The organism is Pseudarthrobacter sp. NPDC058329, assembly GCF_042879835.1.
Taxonomy (GTDB): domain Bacteria; phylum Actinomycetota; class Actinomycetes; order Actinomycetales; family Micrococcaceae; genus Arthrobacter.
This window is the reverse complement of record NZ_JBHVZR010000025.1, coordinates 14,743-31,829: the sequence shown is the minus strand read 5'-3', so window position 1 is coordinate 31,829 and position 17,087 is coordinate 14,743. Positions and strand designations below refer to the sequence as shown.

15 protein-coding genes and 1 pseudogene are annotated in these 17,087 nt (G+C 66.0%); 8 read left to right on the top strand and 8 right to left on the bottom strand.

Features of this window, described 5'->3' with window-relative positions; genetic code table 11:
• Positions 1-107 precede the first annotated feature (107 nt).
• On the top strand, positions 108-1,877 hold the full coding sequence (menD, locus tag ACFVYC_RS21215; protein ID WP_387554005.1) for a 2-succinyl-5-enolpyruvyl-6-hydroxy-3-cyclohexene-1-carboxylic-acid synthase: 1,770 nt from the start codon (positions 108-110) through the stop codon (positions 1,875-1,877).
• A 36-nt stretch (positions 1,878-1,913) separates the two neighbouring features.
• On the opposite strand, the gene ACFVYC_RS21210 is transcribed toward menD, so the two are convergent.
• From ACFVYC_RS21210 to ACFVYC_RS21185, 6 genes are all read right to left on the bottom strand, one after another.
• A complete protein-coding gene (locus tag ACFVYC_RS21210; RefSeq protein ID WP_387554003.1) occupies positions 1,914-2,735 on the bottom strand; it encodes a VOC family protein in 822 nt (273 codons plus the stop codon).
• Positions 2,732-3,952 carry an aminotransferase class I/II-fold pyridoxal phosphate-dependent enzyme gene (locus ACFVYC_RS21205; protein WP_387554001.1) on the bottom strand — a complete coding sequence of 407 codons (1,221 nt, stop codon included), beginning with the start codon at positions 3,950-3,952 and terminating at the stop codon, positions 2,732-2,734. The genes ACFVYC_RS21210 and ACFVYC_RS21205 overlap by 4 nt, the downstream gene beginning before the upstream one ends.
• A gap of 264 nt (positions 3,953-4,216) precedes the next feature.
• Positions 4,217-5,020: an amino acid ABC transporter ATP-binding protein gene (locus ACFVYC_RS21200; protein ID WP_387553999.1), complete on the bottom strand. Its 804-nt coding sequence runs from the start codon at positions 5,018-5,020 to the stop codon at positions 4,217-4,219.
• Between the two features lie 12 nt (positions 5,021-5,032).
• Positions 5,033-5,824, bottom strand: a complete 792-nt coding sequence (locus ACFVYC_RS21195) for an amino acid ABC transporter permease (protein ID WP_387553997.1) — start codon at positions 5,822-5,824, stop codon at positions 5,033-5,035.
• A 150-nt stretch (positions 5,825-5,974) separates the two neighbouring features.
• Positions 5,975-6,778, bottom strand: coding sequence for an ABC transporter substrate-binding protein (locus ACFVYC_RS21190; protein WP_387553995.1), 804 nt, complete (start codon positions 6,776-6,778; stop codon positions 5,975-5,977).
• Positions 6,779-6,945: 167 nt separating this feature from the next.
• Positions 6,946-8,334: an isochorismate synthase MenF gene (locus ACFVYC_RS21185; protein ID WP_387553993.1), complete on the bottom strand. Its 1,389-nt coding sequence runs from the start codon at positions 8,332-8,334 to the stop codon at positions 6,946-6,948.
• A gap of 133 nt (positions 8,335-8,467) precedes the next feature.
• Between ACFVYC_RS21185 and ACFVYC_RS21180 the strand changes: the two genes are divergently transcribed.
• The 5 genes and pseudogenes from ACFVYC_RS21180 to ACFVYC_RS21160 all read left to right on the top strand — a co-directional run bounded on the left by ACFVYC_RS21180 (position 8,468) and on the right by ACFVYC_RS21160 (position 13,050).
• The gene (locus tag ACFVYC_RS21180) at positions 8,468-9,253 is read left to right on the top strand and encodes a demethylmenaquinone methyltransferase (RefSeq protein ID WP_387553991.1); all 786 of its coding nucleotides are present in this window, start codon (positions 8,468-8,470) and stop codon (positions 9,251-9,253) included.
• A 3-nt stretch (positions 9,254-9,256) separates the two neighbouring features.
• Positions 9,257-10,597 carry a geranylgeranyl reductase family protein gene (locus ACFVYC_RS21175; protein WP_387553990.1) on the top strand — a complete coding sequence of 447 codons (1,341 nt, stop codon included), beginning with the start codon at positions 9,257-9,259 and terminating at the stop codon, positions 10,595-10,597.
• Positions 10,594-11,694, top strand: a complete 1,101-nt coding sequence (locus ACFVYC_RS21170; protein WP_387553989.1) for a polyprenyl synthetase family protein — start codon at positions 10,594-10,596, stop codon at positions 11,692-11,694. The genes ACFVYC_RS21175 and ACFVYC_RS21170 overlap by 4 nt, the downstream gene beginning before the upstream one ends.
• A 486-nt stretch (positions 11,695-12,180) precedes the next feature.
• Positions 12,181-12,318 (top strand): annotated as a pseudogene (locus tag ACFVYC_RS21165) (type IV toxin-antitoxin system AbiEi family antitoxin domain-containing protein); the annotation flags it as partial.
• Positions 12,319-12,474: 156 nt separating this feature from the next.
• On the top strand, positions 12,475-13,050 hold the full coding sequence (locus ACFVYC_RS21160) for an endonuclease domain-containing protein (RefSeq protein ID WP_387553988.1): 576 nt from the start codon (positions 12,475-12,477) through the stop codon (positions 13,048-13,050).
• Between the two features lie 110 nt (positions 13,051-13,160).
• Here ACFVYC_RS21160 and ACFVYC_RS21155 read toward each other — a convergent pair whose 3' ends face one another.
• Complete coding sequence (locus ACFVYC_RS21155; protein ID WP_387553986.1) at positions 13,161-13,586, bottom strand: hypothetical protein; 426 nt, start codon at positions 13,584-13,586, stop codon at positions 13,161-13,163.
• 64 nt (positions 13,587-13,650) lie between these two features.
• Positions 13,651-14,304 (bottom strand): trimeric intracellular cation channel family protein, encoded by a 654-nt coding sequence (locus tag ACFVYC_RS21150; protein WP_387553984.1) that lies wholly within the window; start codon positions 14,302-14,304, stop codon positions 13,651-13,653.
• Positions 14,305-14,365: 61 nt separating this feature from the next.
• Here ACFVYC_RS21150 and ACFVYC_RS21145 point away from each other — a divergent pair, with 61 nt between their 5' ends.
• Both ACFVYC_RS21145 and ACFVYC_RS21140 read left to right on the top strand, forming a co-directional pair.
• Complete coding sequence (locus tag ACFVYC_RS21145; RefSeq protein WP_387553982.1) at positions 14,366-15,247, top strand: sirohydrochlorin chelatase; 882 nt, start codon at positions 14,366-14,368, stop codon at positions 15,245-15,247.
• A gap of 54 nt (positions 15,248-15,301) precedes the next feature.
• Positions 15,302-17,050, top strand: a complete 1,749-nt coding sequence (locus ACFVYC_RS21140; protein ID WP_387553980.1) for a nitrite/sulfite reductase — start codon at positions 15,302-15,304, stop codon at positions 17,048-17,050.
• Positions 17,051-17,087: the final 37 nt, after the last annotated feature.

Sequence of the window (17,087 nt, the reverse complement as noted above, 5' to 3'; positions counted from 1 at the left end):
TTCCCGCCGCCACCCGTTGCCCTATCACTTTTGGTCCCCATCAGGGGGTTTTGGGAACCACAAGTGATAGGGCAACGCCGGATGCACAGGGGTGGCAGACTGGTTTGGTGACTTCGCCCAACGATTCCGCCCCCGATGTTTCCGCCGCAGGCACTTCCCCCGCAGACTATTCCGGTGCGGCAGGTTCGCTGAGTGCCCTTGCGGCGGCGCGGATCGCCGTCGGGGTGCTGGCGGACGGCGGGGTGCAGCACGTGGTGGTCTCGCCCGGCTCCCGGTCCGCCCCCATGGCCTACGCCCTGGCCGAGGCTGCGGCGCGGGGACAAATAGAGCTGCTGGTCCGGATCGACGAGCGGTCTGCCGGGTTCACGGCCCTGGGCCTGGCCCTCTCCACAGGATCTCCGGCTGCCGTGCTGACGACATCCGGGACCGCCGTCGGGAACCTGCTGCCGGCGGTCATGGAGGCCAACCACGCTGCCGTTCCGTTGATCGTCCTGTCCGCTGACCGGCCTGACGAGCTTCGCGGAACCGGGGCCAACCAGACCACCAACCAGCCGGACATCTTCGGCGACCAGGTGCGCTTCGCCGTCGACGTCCCCGCGGGCTCCAACCCGAAGCGGGCTGTCCATACGGGCCTGTCCGCTGCCACCGGCGCGTTTCCGGAGTTCCCGCCGGGCCCCGTGCAGCTCAACCTTGCCTTCCGTGATCCGTTGATTCCAGAACCCGGGGAGGAGCTGCCCACGCCGGCGGAGCGGGCCCGATACCGGGTGGCCACGGAGCCGCTGGTGATGAACCTGCCGCCCGCAGCGCCTGACCTGCCCGAACGGCGCACCGTGGTCCTCGCAGGGCACGACGCCGGACCGGTGGCCGAGGCCTTCGCCCGCGCCCACGGCCTGCCGCTGCTGGCAGAGCCTTCCTCCAATGCCCGCTTCGGACCCAACGCCGTGGGACCGTACCGGCTGCTGCTGGAGCACTTCGGACCCGGGGCCGCATCGCCGATTGAGCGGGTGGTCCTGTTCGGCCGCCCCACGCTGTCCCGGCCGGTGGCGGCACTGCTGGCCCGCGCAGACGTACCGTCCGCCCTGTACCAGCCGGTGCCGGTGGCCTGGTACGAACCCGGCCGGCGCACGGAATTGCCGCTGGAAAGCCTCGCGGACCTTGCTGATTTCGCCGGCCGCGGCCCGTCCGCCTGGCTGGACACGTGGCTGCTCGCCAGTTCGGCAGCCCAGCACGCGCTGGATCTGGTCCTGGCCGAGACAGCGCCGGCCACCGGTCCCGCCGTCGGGTCGCTGGTGTGGAAGCATGCCCGGGGCCAGCTGCTCCTGGGCTCCTCCAACGGCATCCGCGACGTGGACCTGGCCGGCCTGCCCGCGCCTGAACCTGCCGCCACCGTGTACGCGAACCGCGGCCTGGCCGGGATCGACGGCACCATATCCACCGCCACCGGGGTCGCGCTCGGCAGCCGGCAGGAAACCACCGTCCTGCTGGGCGATGTCACGTTCCTGCATGACGCCGGCGGCCTGCTCCTGGGCTCCGGGGAGGAACAGCCGGACCTGCGCATCGTGGTGCTCAACGACGCCGGCGGGGCCATCTTCGACCTGCTGGAACACGGCGCCGTGCGTGAAGCGGGGATGTACGGTGACGCCGTCGAGCGACTCTTCGGCACCCCGCACACAGTGGACATCGCGGCACTTGCCGCAGCGTACGGCGTCGGGCACTGCTCAGTGAGTACGACGGCGGCACTCGCCGAAGCGCTCAGCCAGCCGATCGAGGGGCGCAGTATCGTGGAAGTCCGGCTGGACCGCCGCGGCCTGCGAGCCCTGCACGGACGGATCCGGGATGCCGTTTCCACAGCGGCCGGGGGAGTGCTGGCGGGGTAGTTCCCACCTCACCCTGACCGGCCGGTGCGTTGAAAGTTACGTCGGGGGCGTGAACTGGCTGGCGCTGAACACCGCTCCTTGGGGGTCGCGGATCAGTGCCTCGCGCGTCCACCCGGTGTCGTCCTGCTTCAGGATGTCCGCGCCGAGCCGGGTGGCGTCAGCTACCGTCTGGTCCCTGTCGGCCACGGCAAACGCGACGTGCCAGTGCGGCGGTTCGTCGGCGGCAGTGGCCACCGCCCAGGCAATCGCATCCTCGAAGCCGGGTGGGGCGGAAAATTCTGACTGGCGCTTCCTGATGTCCGGGTAAATGGTCGCTTCGAGGTGGTCCCCGTAGCCGGGCCTGCGGATCATCAGTCCGTAACCAACATCGTCCACCTGCCAGCCAAACGCCTTTTCGTAAAACGCCATGCCAGCGCCGGGGTCGGGGGTGTGCAGGTCGCTGAAATTCCAGGCGCCCGGCTGGTTGACCACCTGCGCCCCGGGCCGCCTCTTTGCCTGCCAGAGGCGGAACCTGATACCTTCCGGATCGGCCAGTTCGGCGCTGCGGCCGCCCTCTCCCGCATCTTCCGGGGCCGACACCAGTCGGGCGCCGGCGGTGACAAGCCGCCGCGCTGCAGCATCGGCGTCGTCAACGGCTACGTAGGTGTTCCAGGCCGCCCCCGCGCCTCCGCTGCCCAAGCCGGCAACGTCCTGGCCGTCCAGTTTCGCAATGAGGTAGCGGCCTGGCGCTCCCGGCGGCATAACATCCTCGAAGGTCCAGCCAAAGAGCCCGCCGTAGAACTTCGTGGCCGCCTCAACGTCAGGCTGCTCTGTGTCGATCCAGGACGGGACACCCTGCGGGTAGGTCCGGTGGTTCATCTTTCGCTCCTGTTCATGCTTTCCTTCATCGCTGCCTCGAATGCCGGAAGGCTGCGCTCGATCATGTCCTCGTTGGCGGTCAGGGAGATCCGGAAGAACCCTGGTGTCTCGAACAGCACGCCCGGGAAAACAAACACGTCCCGCCGGGCGAGTGACTCGGTGAACGCTTCGTCGTCCGGGATGGGGGATGTGACATACAGGTAGAACGCGCCCTCCGGCCGGTGCACGCGGTAGCCCATGCCGCCGAGCACATCCATGAGCCGGTCACGCCGCCGCTGCAACTGGCTCACATCGATGGAGAACTTCTCCAGTCCGGGAAGCGCATGCTGGAGTAGGGCGTTCGGGTACACCCAGCCCATGGCCACCTGCAGGCCGGTGATGGCCGGGCGCATCCCCTCCCGGTCCGGCATGGTGGGCGGCAGCGCCAGGTAGCCAATCCGCTGGCCCGGTGAGAGGTGTGTCTTGCCGTAGGAGTAGGCCAGCAGGGTGTGCGCATAGAACTCCACCGGGCTGTGGAAGCGGAGGCGGTCGAACACAATCCGGTTGTAGGCTTCATCGGAAACCAGGTAGATCCGTCGGCCGATCCGCGCCGAGGCTGCCTCCAGCAGCTCCGCCAGCTGAAGCAACAGTTCGGGAGGATAGATCCGTCCAGTGGGATTGTTGGGCGAATTTACGATCACTACCCGGGTGCGCTCCGTGATGGCGGCCTCGATCGCTTCAAGGTCCAGGTCGAACGTGGTGGTGTTGACCGTAACCTTCACCGGGACCAGCCCGGCTTCAAGGATCAGCGGCTCGTACAGGAACCAGGGCGGCAGGCTGTAAATCACTTCGTCGCCCGGATCGGCCACGGCCTTCAGCGCCAGCGCGATGGCGGTGAAGCCACCGGTGGTGAGGAAGATGTCCTCAGGCCGGAACGGCACGTCCAGCAACCGCTGAAGGGATTCCGCGGCGGCCTCGCGGGCGGCCTCGCCGTTGGTCATGTAGGCGAACCACAGGTCGTGCTGCGGAGTGAGGGCATCGCGCAACGTATTGACATAGCGGTCGGGCGGCATCTGGTGCGGGTTGCCGAACGTGAAATCACAGGCATCTGCCTGCCCCGGACGGCGGGAGATCGACTTCCTGATGTGGGTATTGACGCGTTGGAAGGAGGGAATGGACGCCAGCCGCGCCGCACGGGCTGACACTGCGGACGTTGCCTGGAATGCCGGTTCGTTCATGTTGGCGCTCCTCACTGAGCCAACCGGCCGGATTGGGACGGCCGTCGGACGGGCAGCGCGCTGCTGAGCCAGGGCTGTTGTGGGACCCATTGTCGGCCCCTTCTTGCGCCGGTGTAAAGGCTCCGTGGAACGCCCAGGCCCTGCCGCCGTCGTACGCGTTCTGCTGTCCCCGACGCCCAAAAAGGCCCGTGACGCACACATTCCCTGGCGCTACGGATTTACCGCGGCGCCAGGGGATGTGCGTGTCGAAATGGGGACCGGTCCCTATTCCTCGATTTCAATGTGCGTCGGATCAAGCACGCGGCGCAGGAATTCCTTGGTTCGCGCCTGGGTGGGGGCGGAAATGACACGCTCGGCCACGCCTTCCTCCACCACAACGCCGCCGTCCATAAACACCACGCGGTCCGCCACTTCACGGGCGAAGCCCATCTCGTGGGTCACCACCAGCATGGTCATGCCCTCCTTGGCGAGGTTCCGCATGACGGAGAGGACATCGCCCACCGTCTCGGGGTCCAGCGCCGAGGTGGGCTCGTCGAACAGCATCAGTTCCGGGTCCATGCTCAGCGCGCGGGCAATGGCCACACGCTGCTGCTGGCCACCGGAGAGCTGGTCCGGGAAACGGTCCGCAAGGTGTCCCAGTCCCACGCGCTCCAGGTTGTGCATGGACACCTTGTCAGCCTCTGCCTGGGAGCGCTTGAGGACCTTTGTTTGGGCGATGGAGCAGTTGCGCTTGGCATCCAGGTGCGGGAACAGGTTGAACTGCTGGAACACCATGCCCACCTTGCGGCGCATCTTGTCGATGTCCACGTCGGGATCGGTGGCCTCGAAGCCACCCACATGGATGCTGCCCTGGTTGGGCTGCTCGAGCAGGTTCACGCACCGCAGCAGGGTGGACTTGCCGGAACCGGAAGGCCCGATCAGGCACACCACTTCGCCCGGCGCCACGTCCAGGCTGATGCCCTTCAGGACCTCGTTGGACCCGTAGGACTTACGCAGGTCCTTGATCGCCACACCGGCGGCGTGGACAGTTGCCGTGCCACCGCGGGAGTTGTTTACGACGTCGTTCATTGTCTTCCCTGCCTATCGCTTGGACCGCGCGGAGCGGCTTTCGAACTTCCGGGCCAGGAGGCTCAGCGGGATGGTGATCACCAGGTAGAAGGCGCCGGCCACCAGCAGCGGGGTCAGGCCCGCGCCCAGGCTCGAGATGCCGTCCCGGCCGAACTTGGTGAGCTCGTACTGCGAAGCTGTGAGGCCCAGGACGTAGATCAGCGAGGAGTCCTTGGTCAGCAGGATGACCTCGTTGGTCAGCGGCGGCAGGACGATTCGAAAGGCCTGCGGGATCACGATGGTCACCATGGCCCGCCACTGCGGCATGCCCAGCGAGCGGGCGGCTTCGAGCTGGCCCTTGGGCACTGCCTGCAGGCCGGCACGGAGGGTCTCCGCGATGTAGGCGGACGCCACGATGCCGAGCGAAAGCATAACCACCAGGGTGATGTTCCACGAGACACCGAAGGCCAGCGGCACGCCGTAACCGAAGGCGATGAACACCAGCAGGGCAGGGATGCCGCGGAAGAACTCGATGTACCCGGTGGCAATCCAGCGGTAGAGCGGGAAGCTGGAGAGCTTCATCAGGGCCAGCAGCAGGCCGCCGGAGAGGCCAACGACGAAGCCGAGGAACGTGTAAATCAGGGTGTTCACCAAGCCGGTGGTAAAGATGCCGGGGAACATCGGCCCGATCTTGGCGAAGTTGAAGACGCTGTTGCCGATGGTCTCCCAGTCGGTGGCCAGGATCAGCGCGGCGATGGCCACAACAAAGATTCCGGCCTGGACATACAGGCTTACTCTTGCTCGCTGACGTGCGGTCATTGCCATGAATTGCTCACATTCGTAGTGCGTGGCAGAGGCCCCGGACGGACTGGGGTACAGCTCGTCCGGGGCCCCGGCTGCGTAGTTCTCAGGGCCGTGAAAGATCCAGGGCGGGGGAGCCCCAGGCCTGCACGGCGACTACTTGGCGGTCTTTGGCTACTTGGCGGTTTCGCCGAACCAGGTGGTCTTGAACTTCTCGAGGGAGCCGTCGTCAGTCAGGCGCTTGAGCGTGCCGTTGACCTTCTCCGCCATGGCGGTGTTGCCCTTCTTGATGGAGATGCCCAGCTGCTCGCCGGTGGCGAACTCCTCGACACTCTTGAACTTGGGCTGATCCTTGATGGCGTAACCCAGGACGGACTGGTTGCCGAGGGCGGCGTCGATTGTGCCGGCCTGAAGTGCCTGCACCAGGAGGCCCGTGTCCTCGAACTGCTGGGCGTCGAGGCCATTCTCCGTGGCGTAGTCCGCGCCGGTGGTGGCCTGCTGGACACCCACCTTCTTGCCCTTGGCTCCGTCCAGGTTGGTGATGCCGGAATCCTCGCTGGCTACCAGGGCGAGGTCGTCATCCAGGTACGGGGTGGAAAAGTCCATGACCGACTTGCGGGTGTCCGTGATGGAGATGGAGGAGATCCCGAGATCGCACTGGGTCAGCGCGGTGCCGGTTTCGATGGCCTCGAAGGAGCTGTCCACGATGCTCAGTTCGGCGCCGAAGTCCTTGGCGAGCTCCTTGGCGATGTCAACGTCGAAGCCGACCGTCTGGCCGTCCTTCTCGAACTCGAACGGCTCGTAGGGGATGTCCGAGCACACCGTGAGCTTGCCGGCGTTGATGAGCTGGATGCCGCCTTCGGACGCTGCCGGGGTGGAGCTTCCGCCGCCGCAGGCCGTGAGGGTGAGGGCGCCGACGGCGAACAGTGCTGCTGCCTTGGCGGTGATTTTGGCCGTGGCCAGGGACTTGAGCTGCATGTTTCTTACCTTTTGTTGCAGGGGTATGCGGTACTAAATCGGTTCATAGTGTAGCGCCGATTAGGAGATGTGCATCACAGGAAACTTAGATTCACTATTGGATAACCAAGTTCCCGGTGTTTCAAGCCTAGGCGACGGACAGCTGTCCCGTATCCCGGTCTCTCTGGTCAGCTGCTGATTCCAAGCGACTCCAGCATCGGCCGGAACTTCGCCCAGGTCTCCGCGAGCTCGGCCTCGGGCTGCGATCCGTCGACTATTCCGCAGCCTGCATATAAACGCACAGTGTCGCGGGACTCGATGACCGCGCCGCGCAGGGCAATGCCCCACTCCCCGTTACCGGCGGCGTCGAGCCAGCCCACCGGACCCGCGTACGGCCCGCGGTCCAGGTGTTCCAGCCTGCGGATCAGCGCTCCGGCCACCTGGGTGGGAGTGCCGCACACCGCGGCAGTGGGGTGCAGCGCGTTAATCAAGGCCAGGCAGGTGGGGACATGGCCTTCCACCTCAGTGAGTTCCGCCTTCACGTCCGAGGCAAGGTGCCATACGTTGGGCAACTCGAGAATGAACGGTTCGTCGTGGGCGTTCATCGCTTCGGAGAACGGCGCCAGCTGGGAGGTCAGCGACTGGATGGCGATCTCATGTTCGTGGCGTTGCTTCTCCGACCCCGCCAGGACCCGCGTGGCGTAATCCATGGGGAGGCCGTCCTCGCCATGGGCGTCGCGGCGGTCCAGCGTGCCGGCCAGTACGCGTGCCTGGGCGGTGCGCCCCTCCACCTGGATCAGCATCTCGGGCGTGGCGCCCACCAGGCCATCCACCCCGTACGTCCAGCATTCGCGGTACCGCCCGGCGAGCTCCCGCAGTACCTGCGCAGCGTTCACGCCGGAGGGAACGGTGGCCACGACGTCGCGCGCCAGTACCAGCTTCTCCAGTGCGCCGGTCCGGATTTCGGCCACCCCTGCTTCCACGGCGGCCATCCAGTCCGCTTCGCTCAGCGAGCCAGTGTGCAGGGTTGCGCCGGCGGCAAGGGGATGGGGAAGTACGACGGCGCCGCCCGCACGGCCGGGAACCGCGCCTGAGGTGACGTCCCGGGCGGAGTCCGCTGCCGCCGTCGTGCCTTCCCCCGTGGAGCTGACGACCAGCCAACGGTCCAGTGCGGCGAGGGCGCCCTCCTCGGTGAGGGGGCCGGCGTCGAACGTCAGCTGCGTGAGCCAGACCCGGCCGTCCCGGACGCCCACCACAATCTCCGGCACGATCAGCCGGGATTCGTGGGCAGAAACCTTGGAGAAAGCAAAGGAGCCGAACGCCACAGGACCTGTACCCGGAAGTTCCACGGAGTCCAGGATCTCAGCTTCCAGTACCAGGTGGCGCCACCAGATGTCTGCCTCTAGGAAGCGTTCGGGGCCAGTAGCGGTAAAGCGGGTGATCTCGCCGAAGCCCACGAGTCCGGCCTCGCGGCGGGTCCAGCAGAGGACATCGTCCCGGACCAGAAACGACGGCAGCCCCCCGGCGAATTTTTGGCCGTCAAGGGGGACTGTCAAGGTGCGGAACGTGCTGGTCATGATGGATCAACACTACCCCTCACCGTAAGGCCCAGTGGCGTGCGGCACTTTGACCGGCAACAGCGCCGCAGGCCAGGCCGGGGAGGGGCCTCGCGCCTTGGTCCGGACCCTCCTGAACATTTGAGACAATGTCATGGTGAACCGAGCATCCTTGGATAAGCGTCCGGACGAAGTAGCCACGATGTTTGACGACGTCGCCCCCAAATACGACGTCGTCAACGATGTCCTGTCGTTGGGGCAGACCCGCCGCTGGCGCAAGGTTGTGGTGGAAGCCATGGAAGCCGTCAAGGGCCAGCGCGTCCTGGACCTGGCCGCCGGAACCGGCACGTCCAGTGAGCCGTATGCCGATGCAGGCATAGATGTGGTGGCGTGCGACTTCTCCCTTGGGATGCTCAAGGTGGGCAAGCGCCGCCGCCCGGACATCGACTTCATCGCCGGTGATGCCACCAACCTGCCGTTCGCGGACAACACGTTCGACGCCACCACCATTTCCTTCGGCCTGCGCAACGTCAACGAGCCCAAAAAAGCGCTGCAGGAGATGCTTCGCGTCACCAAGCCCGGCGGCCGCCTGGTCATTGCTGAGTTCTCGCAGCCCGTGGTTCCGCTCTGGCGCACCATGTACACCGAGTACCTCATGCGTGCGCTGCCTGCCATCGCAGTGAAGGTGGCCTCCAACCCGGACGCCTATGTCTACCTCGCTGAGTCCATCCGCGCCTGGCCCGACCAGGACCACCTCGCCGCCTGGCTGGAGGAGTCCGGGTGGGAAAAAGTCACCTACCGGAACCTCACCGGCGGCATCGTGGCAGTCCACCGGGCCTTCAAGGCCCCCGGATCAACGGCTGGCACTCCCGGTGGAACCGCTGCCGCTATCGCTGCGCACAAAGGCCCTGTGGCCAAGCTGCGCCGCAACACCCGCTGACCTGTGAAGGTACTGATAGTCGGCGCGGGGCCGGCCGGGTCCACCGCCGCGTACTACCTTGCCAAGGCGGGCATTGATGTCACCGTCCTGGAGAAGACGAGCTTTCCGCGCGAGAAGGTCTGCGGCGACGGCCTCACCCCCCGCGCCGTCCGCGAAATCCAGAAGCTCGGCCTGCCCCACCCGGAAGGCGAGGGCTGGCGCCGGAACAAGGGCCTGCGCCTGATCGCGGGCGGCCGCACCATCGAGCTGCCGTGGCCCGACGTCTCCGACTTCCCGCAGTACGGACTGATCCGCACCCGACTGGGCTTTGACGAGGAACTGGCCCTTCATGCCCGGGCCGCCGGTGCCACCGTCCTTGAGCGGCACAGTGTCGCCGAAGCCCTGAGGAACGGCGCCGGCCGGGTCATCGGCGTCCGCGCCGCCGTCCTTGACGAGTCCGGACGCAAGACGGGGGAGACGCTCGAGTTCAGTGCCGACGTCGTCCTCGCTGCTGACGGAAACTCCACCCGCACCGCCGTGTCCCTCGGCATCCAGAAGCGCGACGACCGGCCCCTCGGCGTGGCCGTGCGAACGTACTTCACCTCGCCTCGCACTGATGACGACTGGATGGAAGGGTGGCTGGAGCTCCCCGGCCGCAACGGCAAACTGCTCCCCGGCTACGGCTGGGTGTTCGGCGTGGGCGACGGCACGTCCAACGTGGGCCTGGGCATCTTGAACTCGTCCAAGGAATTCGGCAAGCTCGACTACAAGCAGGTCCTGCGCGAGTGGACAGCCGGCATGCCCGCAGAGTGGGGCTTCGCACCCGAAAACCAGGTGGGCGAAATCCGCGGCGCCGCTCTGCCCATGGGCTTCAACCGCACCCCGCACTACACTCCCGGCCTGCTCCTCCTGGGCGATGCCGGCGGCATGGTTTCCCCGTTCAACGGCGAGGGCATCTCCTACGCCATGGAGTCCGCGCGGTTCGCCGCCGAGTTCATTATCGACGCCTCCTCCCGCTCTGCCTCCTCAGGTGGAACGTACGACGCCGACGCCCACCTCTCGCGGTATGCGGACTATGTGCGGAACCAGTGGGGATCGCACTTTACGCTGGGGCGGGCGTTCGCAGCGCTGATCGGCAAGCCCGCGGTGATGAAGCTGGCGCTCCGGACCGGGATGCCCATCCCGGTGCTGATGCGGTTCGTGGTCCGGCTCCTGGCCAACCTCACCGACCCCGCGGCAAAGGGCTTCGAGGACCGGGTGATCCGGGTTTTGGAGTCGCTGGTTCCGGCCACAACAAATGCATCGCCCACCCCGGCAGACTCCAATCAGCGGTATCCGCAACAAAAAGTTAGGGTTAACCCGTGACCAACCCCGCGAACCACAGCTGGACGCACGCCGGACACGGCCTGCCGGAGTCCGAGCCCAGCCTCAACACCACCGCCATCGCCACTGGCTTGCAGTTGCCTGCGGGCTTTGCCGCCATCGCCGGGGATGCCGAGCTGGGACCGGCCATCACCAACAACCTGGCCAGGGTCGAGAAGCAGCTCCGCGAAGCCATCGCCAACTCGGACCCGCTGGCTGACGCAACGTCGCGCCATCTTGTGGAAGCCGGCGGCAAGCGCATTCGGCCCCTGTTGACACTCCTGTGTGCCCACCTCGGTGACGCTTCGCTGCCCGCTGTGGTGCAGGCCGCCGTCGTGGTTGAGTTGACGCACTTGGCCACCCTGTATCACGACGACGTGATGGACTCTGCGCCGTTCCGCCGCGGTGCGCCTACCGCCCACGAGGTGTGGGGCAATTCTGTGGCTGTCCTCACCGGCGACCTGATTTTTGCGCGGGCCTCCATTCTGGTGTCCGAGCTGGGCGGCCGCGCGCTCGGAATACAGGCCCGGACCTTCGAGCGGCTGTGCCTGGGCCAGCTGCACGAAACCGTGGGGCCGCGGCCGGACGAGGATCCGCTGGAGCACTATCTGTCCGTTATCGCCGACAAGACCGGCTCGCTGGTGGCCGCCTCCGGCCAGTTCGGGGCGATCTTCTCCGGTGCCGACGAGGCCTACGAAGACGTCCTCGTGGAGTACGGCGAGAAGGTGGGCGTGGCCTTCCAGCTCGCCGACGACGTCATTGATGTCACGGGCATCAAGGTTAAGTCCGGCAAGTCGCCGGGTACGGACCTGCGCGAAGGTGTGCCCACCCTGCCGGTGCTGCTCCTGCGCAGGGCGGCCGCAGACGGTGACCAGTCCGCCGTCGACCTTCTCGAGCTCATCGACGGTGACCTCACCTCTGACGAAGCACTGGCCAAGGCTGTTGCCGGCCTGCGTCAGCACCCGGTGACCGCTGAATCCTGGGTTGTGGCGCGCGAATGGGCGAATGAAGCCATCGTCGCCCTTGCCCCGCTGCCCGAAGGCGTGGTCAAGGAGTCGCTGTCCAACTTCGCGATGGCCGTGGTGGACCGCGCCAGCTAGTTCTTCTGGTGGAAGCCCGGCTCCCTGGCGGCGCCGGGCTTTTTCCTTAATCGATTGCTCCATTTCGCGCATCATAAGGGCGGTTTCGGAGCAATCGGTGGGGTGTTAAACGGGACAACCCCGGTCCGCAGCGCTGGATGACGGGGCATCCGTTGCTGTGAACCGAGGCTGTCTCTCCGTTCGCATCAGACCCGCCGGAGGCGTTTAGCGGATCCGTGAATAGTCTATGACAGCTTTGTCACATGATGCAAGTCCTTTGTTATTGCCGGTGTCAAAGATTCCTTCCCGATGGGCTTGAGTTGAAATGCGTGACTTATCGGCCGCTCAGGCAGTATGTTCCGGGAAACCACGGGGCCGTGGTCGTCGGAGGAGGCCAAAAGTCGCGCAATCCGGCCCACCCAAGGTGCAACGAATGGGCCGCCCATGTATTTGTCCACATAGCTGTTTCTGAAGCTAGGAACAGAATGAGCCCAGCGACAGCCTGAACTGGTAGAGATAACTGACTACCTGAGGCGGCATGGCGGAGTTGTTCGTGCAGTCCAATTGAAAAGGGCGGGCTTCACCCGGACAACTGTCATGCAGGCAGTTTCGCTCGGAATGCTGATCAAAGTGCGGCGGGGCGTGTACGGGCTGCCAGGAGAGGCGAGTGTCCTCGTCAGCGCCGTGGCTGCAGGCGGAAGGCTGACGTGTCTCTCGGCGGCGCCGGTGTACGGGCTTTGGACTCTCACGAGAGGTACATCCGTCCACGTTTGCCGCAGCCACCCCACCAGGACCGCTGGTTTGAAGGACCATGGCCGCCCGGAACATCCTCGGCATGCTTGGCTGCCTGTAGTTGGCCTGGCAGACGTCCTGCTCCATGCCCTCCACTGCCTGCCCGAACTGGAAGCACTTGTTATGGTGCAGTCCGCGGTCGGGAGCGGCAACATTTCGTTGGAGTTCCTCTTCGCGAAATGCCAAGGGCGCCGGAACGGCAAAGTTCGCTCGGTCTTGGATCTGGTGATTCCCAGGGCCGACTCCGTGCTTGAGGTTTTGGCCAACGTCCACTTTGCGAGGGCCGGCCTGCGAGTCCGGAGGCACGTAAACATCCCTGGCGTTGGCGAGGTGGACTTCCTTGTGGAGGAATGCCTTGTGGTGGAAACGGACGGATCCACCCATTTTGAGCCCCGCTCCGTCAAGAAGGATCAGCGGCGGAACAACCGGAGCATCATCGGTGGCTATCTGGTATTGCGCTACTACTACGACGACGTTGTGCACAGGCCTGAGGCCATGGTGGCAGAGGTCCAGGCCGTGCTGAAAGTGTGGCGAAGCAGGCGCATTCCTGGTGGTCCTGCCGGAGTCGCTGATCTGTTTGCGTAACCTTTGGCATCGGCTAAGCAGTCAAGCCCCGCAGACTCAGGGCCTTAAGGCTAAGTCAGTCCCGTAAGTTACGCATTTGAGCCTCCGCCAGGACCCCCGGCGGCAAGAAACTAGTCTTCGTCGTCCTCGAAGGCCCACTCGAACATGTCGAACACGAACTCGGAGAACGTGCCCTCTTCGGACTTCCACTGGGCGCGGGCGTTGTTGCGGCGGTACACGATGGGGTCCGGGACGCCGAGGTCTCCCACACGGAAGCCCCAGGTGTATTCCTCTTCTTCATCCTCGAGGAACATCAGGAAGCCTTCGTCATCGACTTCGAGCTCATCGGGATCCCAGAAGTAGTGGTAGGCCTCCATCAGGTCTTCGCAGCCGCCGATGGCCAGGTAGAACTCGCGGAGCACCAGGGGAATCTCGAACTGGTGGTCGGCCAGGGCCTTGTCCAGCTCCTCAGCGGCAAGCCCGTCCTCTTCCTGCCATTCGTCCTCGAGATACTTTGGAACAAGCGCGCGGAATTTCTCGAGGAACATGTCAGTCATGGTTCATATCCTAGCTAATCGCGGCCCCCTCAAAATGACACTGCACGGGCCGCGGGACCGGCCTTTAAAGCCCCGGCCCGATGTCCCGCCGGTGCCACCCGCGAACGGCGAGCGGGGCCTGCCACGAGCGGCGCCACGCCAGAACCCGGAAGGTGAACACCACGGCCGCGATGACTGCCGCCGTGAAAACGTTGAACACGCCCAGGACCCAGAAAACAGCGGTCATTGCCGCTCCCAGGAAGGCTGGCAGGGCGTAGATGTCCTTGGCATTGAAGAGCTGTGGAACCTCGTTGGCAGTGATGTCCCGCAGCAGGCCGCCTCCCACCGCCGTGGTCACTCCCAGGAGCACCGACGCAACCGGGTTCAGGCCGGTGGCCAGCGCCTTGAGGGTGCCGGTCATACAGAAGAGGGCAAGTCCTCCGGCGTCGAACAGGGTCAGCAGTGACGTGTAGCGCTGCACGCTGGAATACAGGAAGTACACCAGGACCGTGGCCAGCAACGGCGGCACCAGGTAGGCAGGGTTGGTAAAGGCCGCGGGGACGACGGCAATGATGATGTCGCGGATCACGCCTCCCCCCAGGCCAACCAGGGAAGCCAGGAGCAGGGACCCTACAATGTCGATCTGCTTTCGCGCGGCGAGCAACGAACCCGAGACGGCAAAGAAGAATACGCCCAGCAGATCCAGCCACACGGGGGAGTTGTCAAAGGCGAATGTCATGGAGCGTCCCGGCAGTTTCAAAGAGGGCGGACAGGGCTGCTCCAACGTTACGCTAGCCCCTATGAACAGCCCCATCATGATCGCCTGCGCCCATGGGACGTCCAGCACACAGGGCGCCGCGGAGGTCAACGCGCTGCGTGACGCCATCGCTGCCCTCCGCCCCGGCCTCGACGTCCGCGAGGCCTACGTGGACGTCCAGCAGCCAGACCTGGTGGATGTGGTGGCGGGGCTGCCGGCGGGGGAGTCCGCCGTCGTGGTCCCTTTGCTGCTCAGCGTGGGCTACCACGTGAAGGTGGACATCGCCCGGGCGGTGAAGAGCCGGCCGGGCAGTTCAGCCGCCGCCCCCTTGGGGCCGGATCCGCGGCTCGCCGCGCTGCTGGACCAGAGGCTCAGTGAGTCGGGCGTAACGGACAACGACGTGATCGTCCTGGCGGCCGCCGGCTCGTCCAACCCCAAGGCCGCCGTCAGCGTCGAGGAACTGCTGCGGCAGCTCCAGGCGTTGCGGCCCAACCGGATGGTGGCCGCCTATGGTGCCTCCGCCAAGCCGTCCGTGCCCGACGCCGTCACGATGCTTCGTGAGGAACTCGAGGGAGGTGCCGGGGCGGGGGAGTCCGCCGGGGCTGTCGACTCCGGCGGGCGCGTGGTGATTGCCTCCTACCTCCTGGCGCCGGGCTACTTCCATGACCAGCTTGCCAAAGCTGGTGCCGACCTCGTGACGCAACCGCTGCTGCCGTCGCCGGTGCTGGCAGGGATTGCGCTGGAACGGTACGACGCCGCCGTCGCGAAGGCCTCCGAAGCTGGAGCCGGGACAGCAGCAGAAGCTCCCGCAGAAGCGCCCATCCACGCGCCTGCCGGAGCCCCGGAGGAACAGGTTCCGGATGCACAGGAGGGTGGCTTCTTCAAGGCCGTCCGGCGTTTCGTGACGAAATATTTCCCTAGGTGACTCAACGTTTCCGGGCCTTTGTGACGCAATTCGGGCGGGACCTACAGTCGATGCATGACTGATACAGCTCTAGCCGGAGCGTCCGCGGACACCGCTGCTTCAAAGCGCCCCGCACGCCCCGCCAACCGACCCGCCGCGAAGCCGCACGGGCAGTGGAAAGTGGACGGCAAAACGCCCCTGAACGCCAACGAAACCTGGAAACAGGAAGACGACGGCCTGAACGTGCGCGAGCGTATCGAAACCATTTACTCCAAAGAGGGCTTCGACGCCATCCCCGGCCAGGACCTGCACGGGCGGTTCCGCTGGTGGGGCCTGTACACCCAGCGCAAGCCCGGGATCGACGGCGGCAAGACCGCAACGCTTGAGCCGCACGAGCTCGAGGACAAGTACTTTATGCTCCGGGTGAGGATCGACGGCGGCGCGCTCACCACCGAGCAGCTGCGCGTTATCGGCCAGATCTCCGTTGACTTCGCACGGGACTCCGCCGACCTCACGGACCGGCAGAACATCCAGCTGCACTGGATCCGGGTGGAGGACATCCCCGAGATCTGGACCCGCCTGGAAGGTGTTGGCCTGTCCACCACCGAGGCCTGCGGCGACGTCCCCCGCGTCATCCTGGGCTCGCCAGTGGCCGGTATCGCCAAGGACGAGATCATCGACCCCACCCCGCTCATCGCCGAGCTGGGGGAGCGGTTCATCGGCAACCCGCTGCTGTCCAACCTGCCGCGCAAGTACAAGACCGCCATCACCGGCCACCCCAGCCAGGACGTGGTCCACGAGATCAACGACTTCGCCCTGGTGGGTGTACGCCACCCCGAGCTGGGGATCGGCTACGACCTCTGGGCAGGCGGCGCGCTGTCCACCAACCCGATGCTCGGCAAGCGGCTGGGCGCCTTTGTGAAGCCCGAGGAAGCTGCGGACGTGTGGCTCGGCGTCACCAGCATCTTCCGCGACTACGGCTACCGCCGCATGCGCACCAAGGCACGCCTCAAATTCCTGATGGCCGACTGGGGTCCGGAGAAGTTCCGCCAGATCCTCGAGGACGAGTACCTGGGCTACAAGCTGGCCGACGGCCCGGCCGCGCCCAAACCCACCACCCCCGGCGACCACATCGGCGTGCACGAGCAGAAGGACGGCAAGTTCTTCATCGGCGCCACCCCGCTGGCCGGCCGCCTGTCCGGCGCCGCGCTGGTCAAGCTCGCGGACACCCTCGAGGCCCGCGGCTCCTACCGCCTGCGCACCACCCCGCACCAGAAGCTCGTAGTCCTGGATGTCGAAAAGGACCAAGTGGAGCCGCTGGTAGCCGAACTGGACGCACTGGGCCTGTCCGCACGCCCGTCCGTCTTCCGCCGCGGCACCATCGCCTGCACCGGCATCGAGTACTGCAAGCTCGCCATTGTGGAGACGAAGCACACTGCCGCCACCGCCGTCGCCGAGCTGGAACGCCGCCTGGGCGACCTCGCCGCCTCCGGCGAACTGCCGCACGCACTGTCCCTGCACATCAACGGATGCCCCAACTCCTGCGCCCGCATCCAGACCGCGGACATCGGCCTCAAGGGCATGATGCTGCCAACGCCCGACGGCGACCCCTCCCCGGGTTTCCAGGTCCACCTGGGCGGCGGGCTGGCGTCCAACGAACGCGAGGAAGCAGGCCTGGGACGCACCGTCCGCGGCCTCAAGGTCTACGTCGATGACCTGCCCGACTACGTGGAGCGCGTCGTCCGCACCTTCGTGGCACAGCGCGCCGAAGGCCAGACCTTCGCCGAGTGGGCCCACGCAGCAGACGAGGAGGCCCTCCAGTGAGTCCCCAGCCGCACCCCAACCTCGCAAGCTCGGCCGG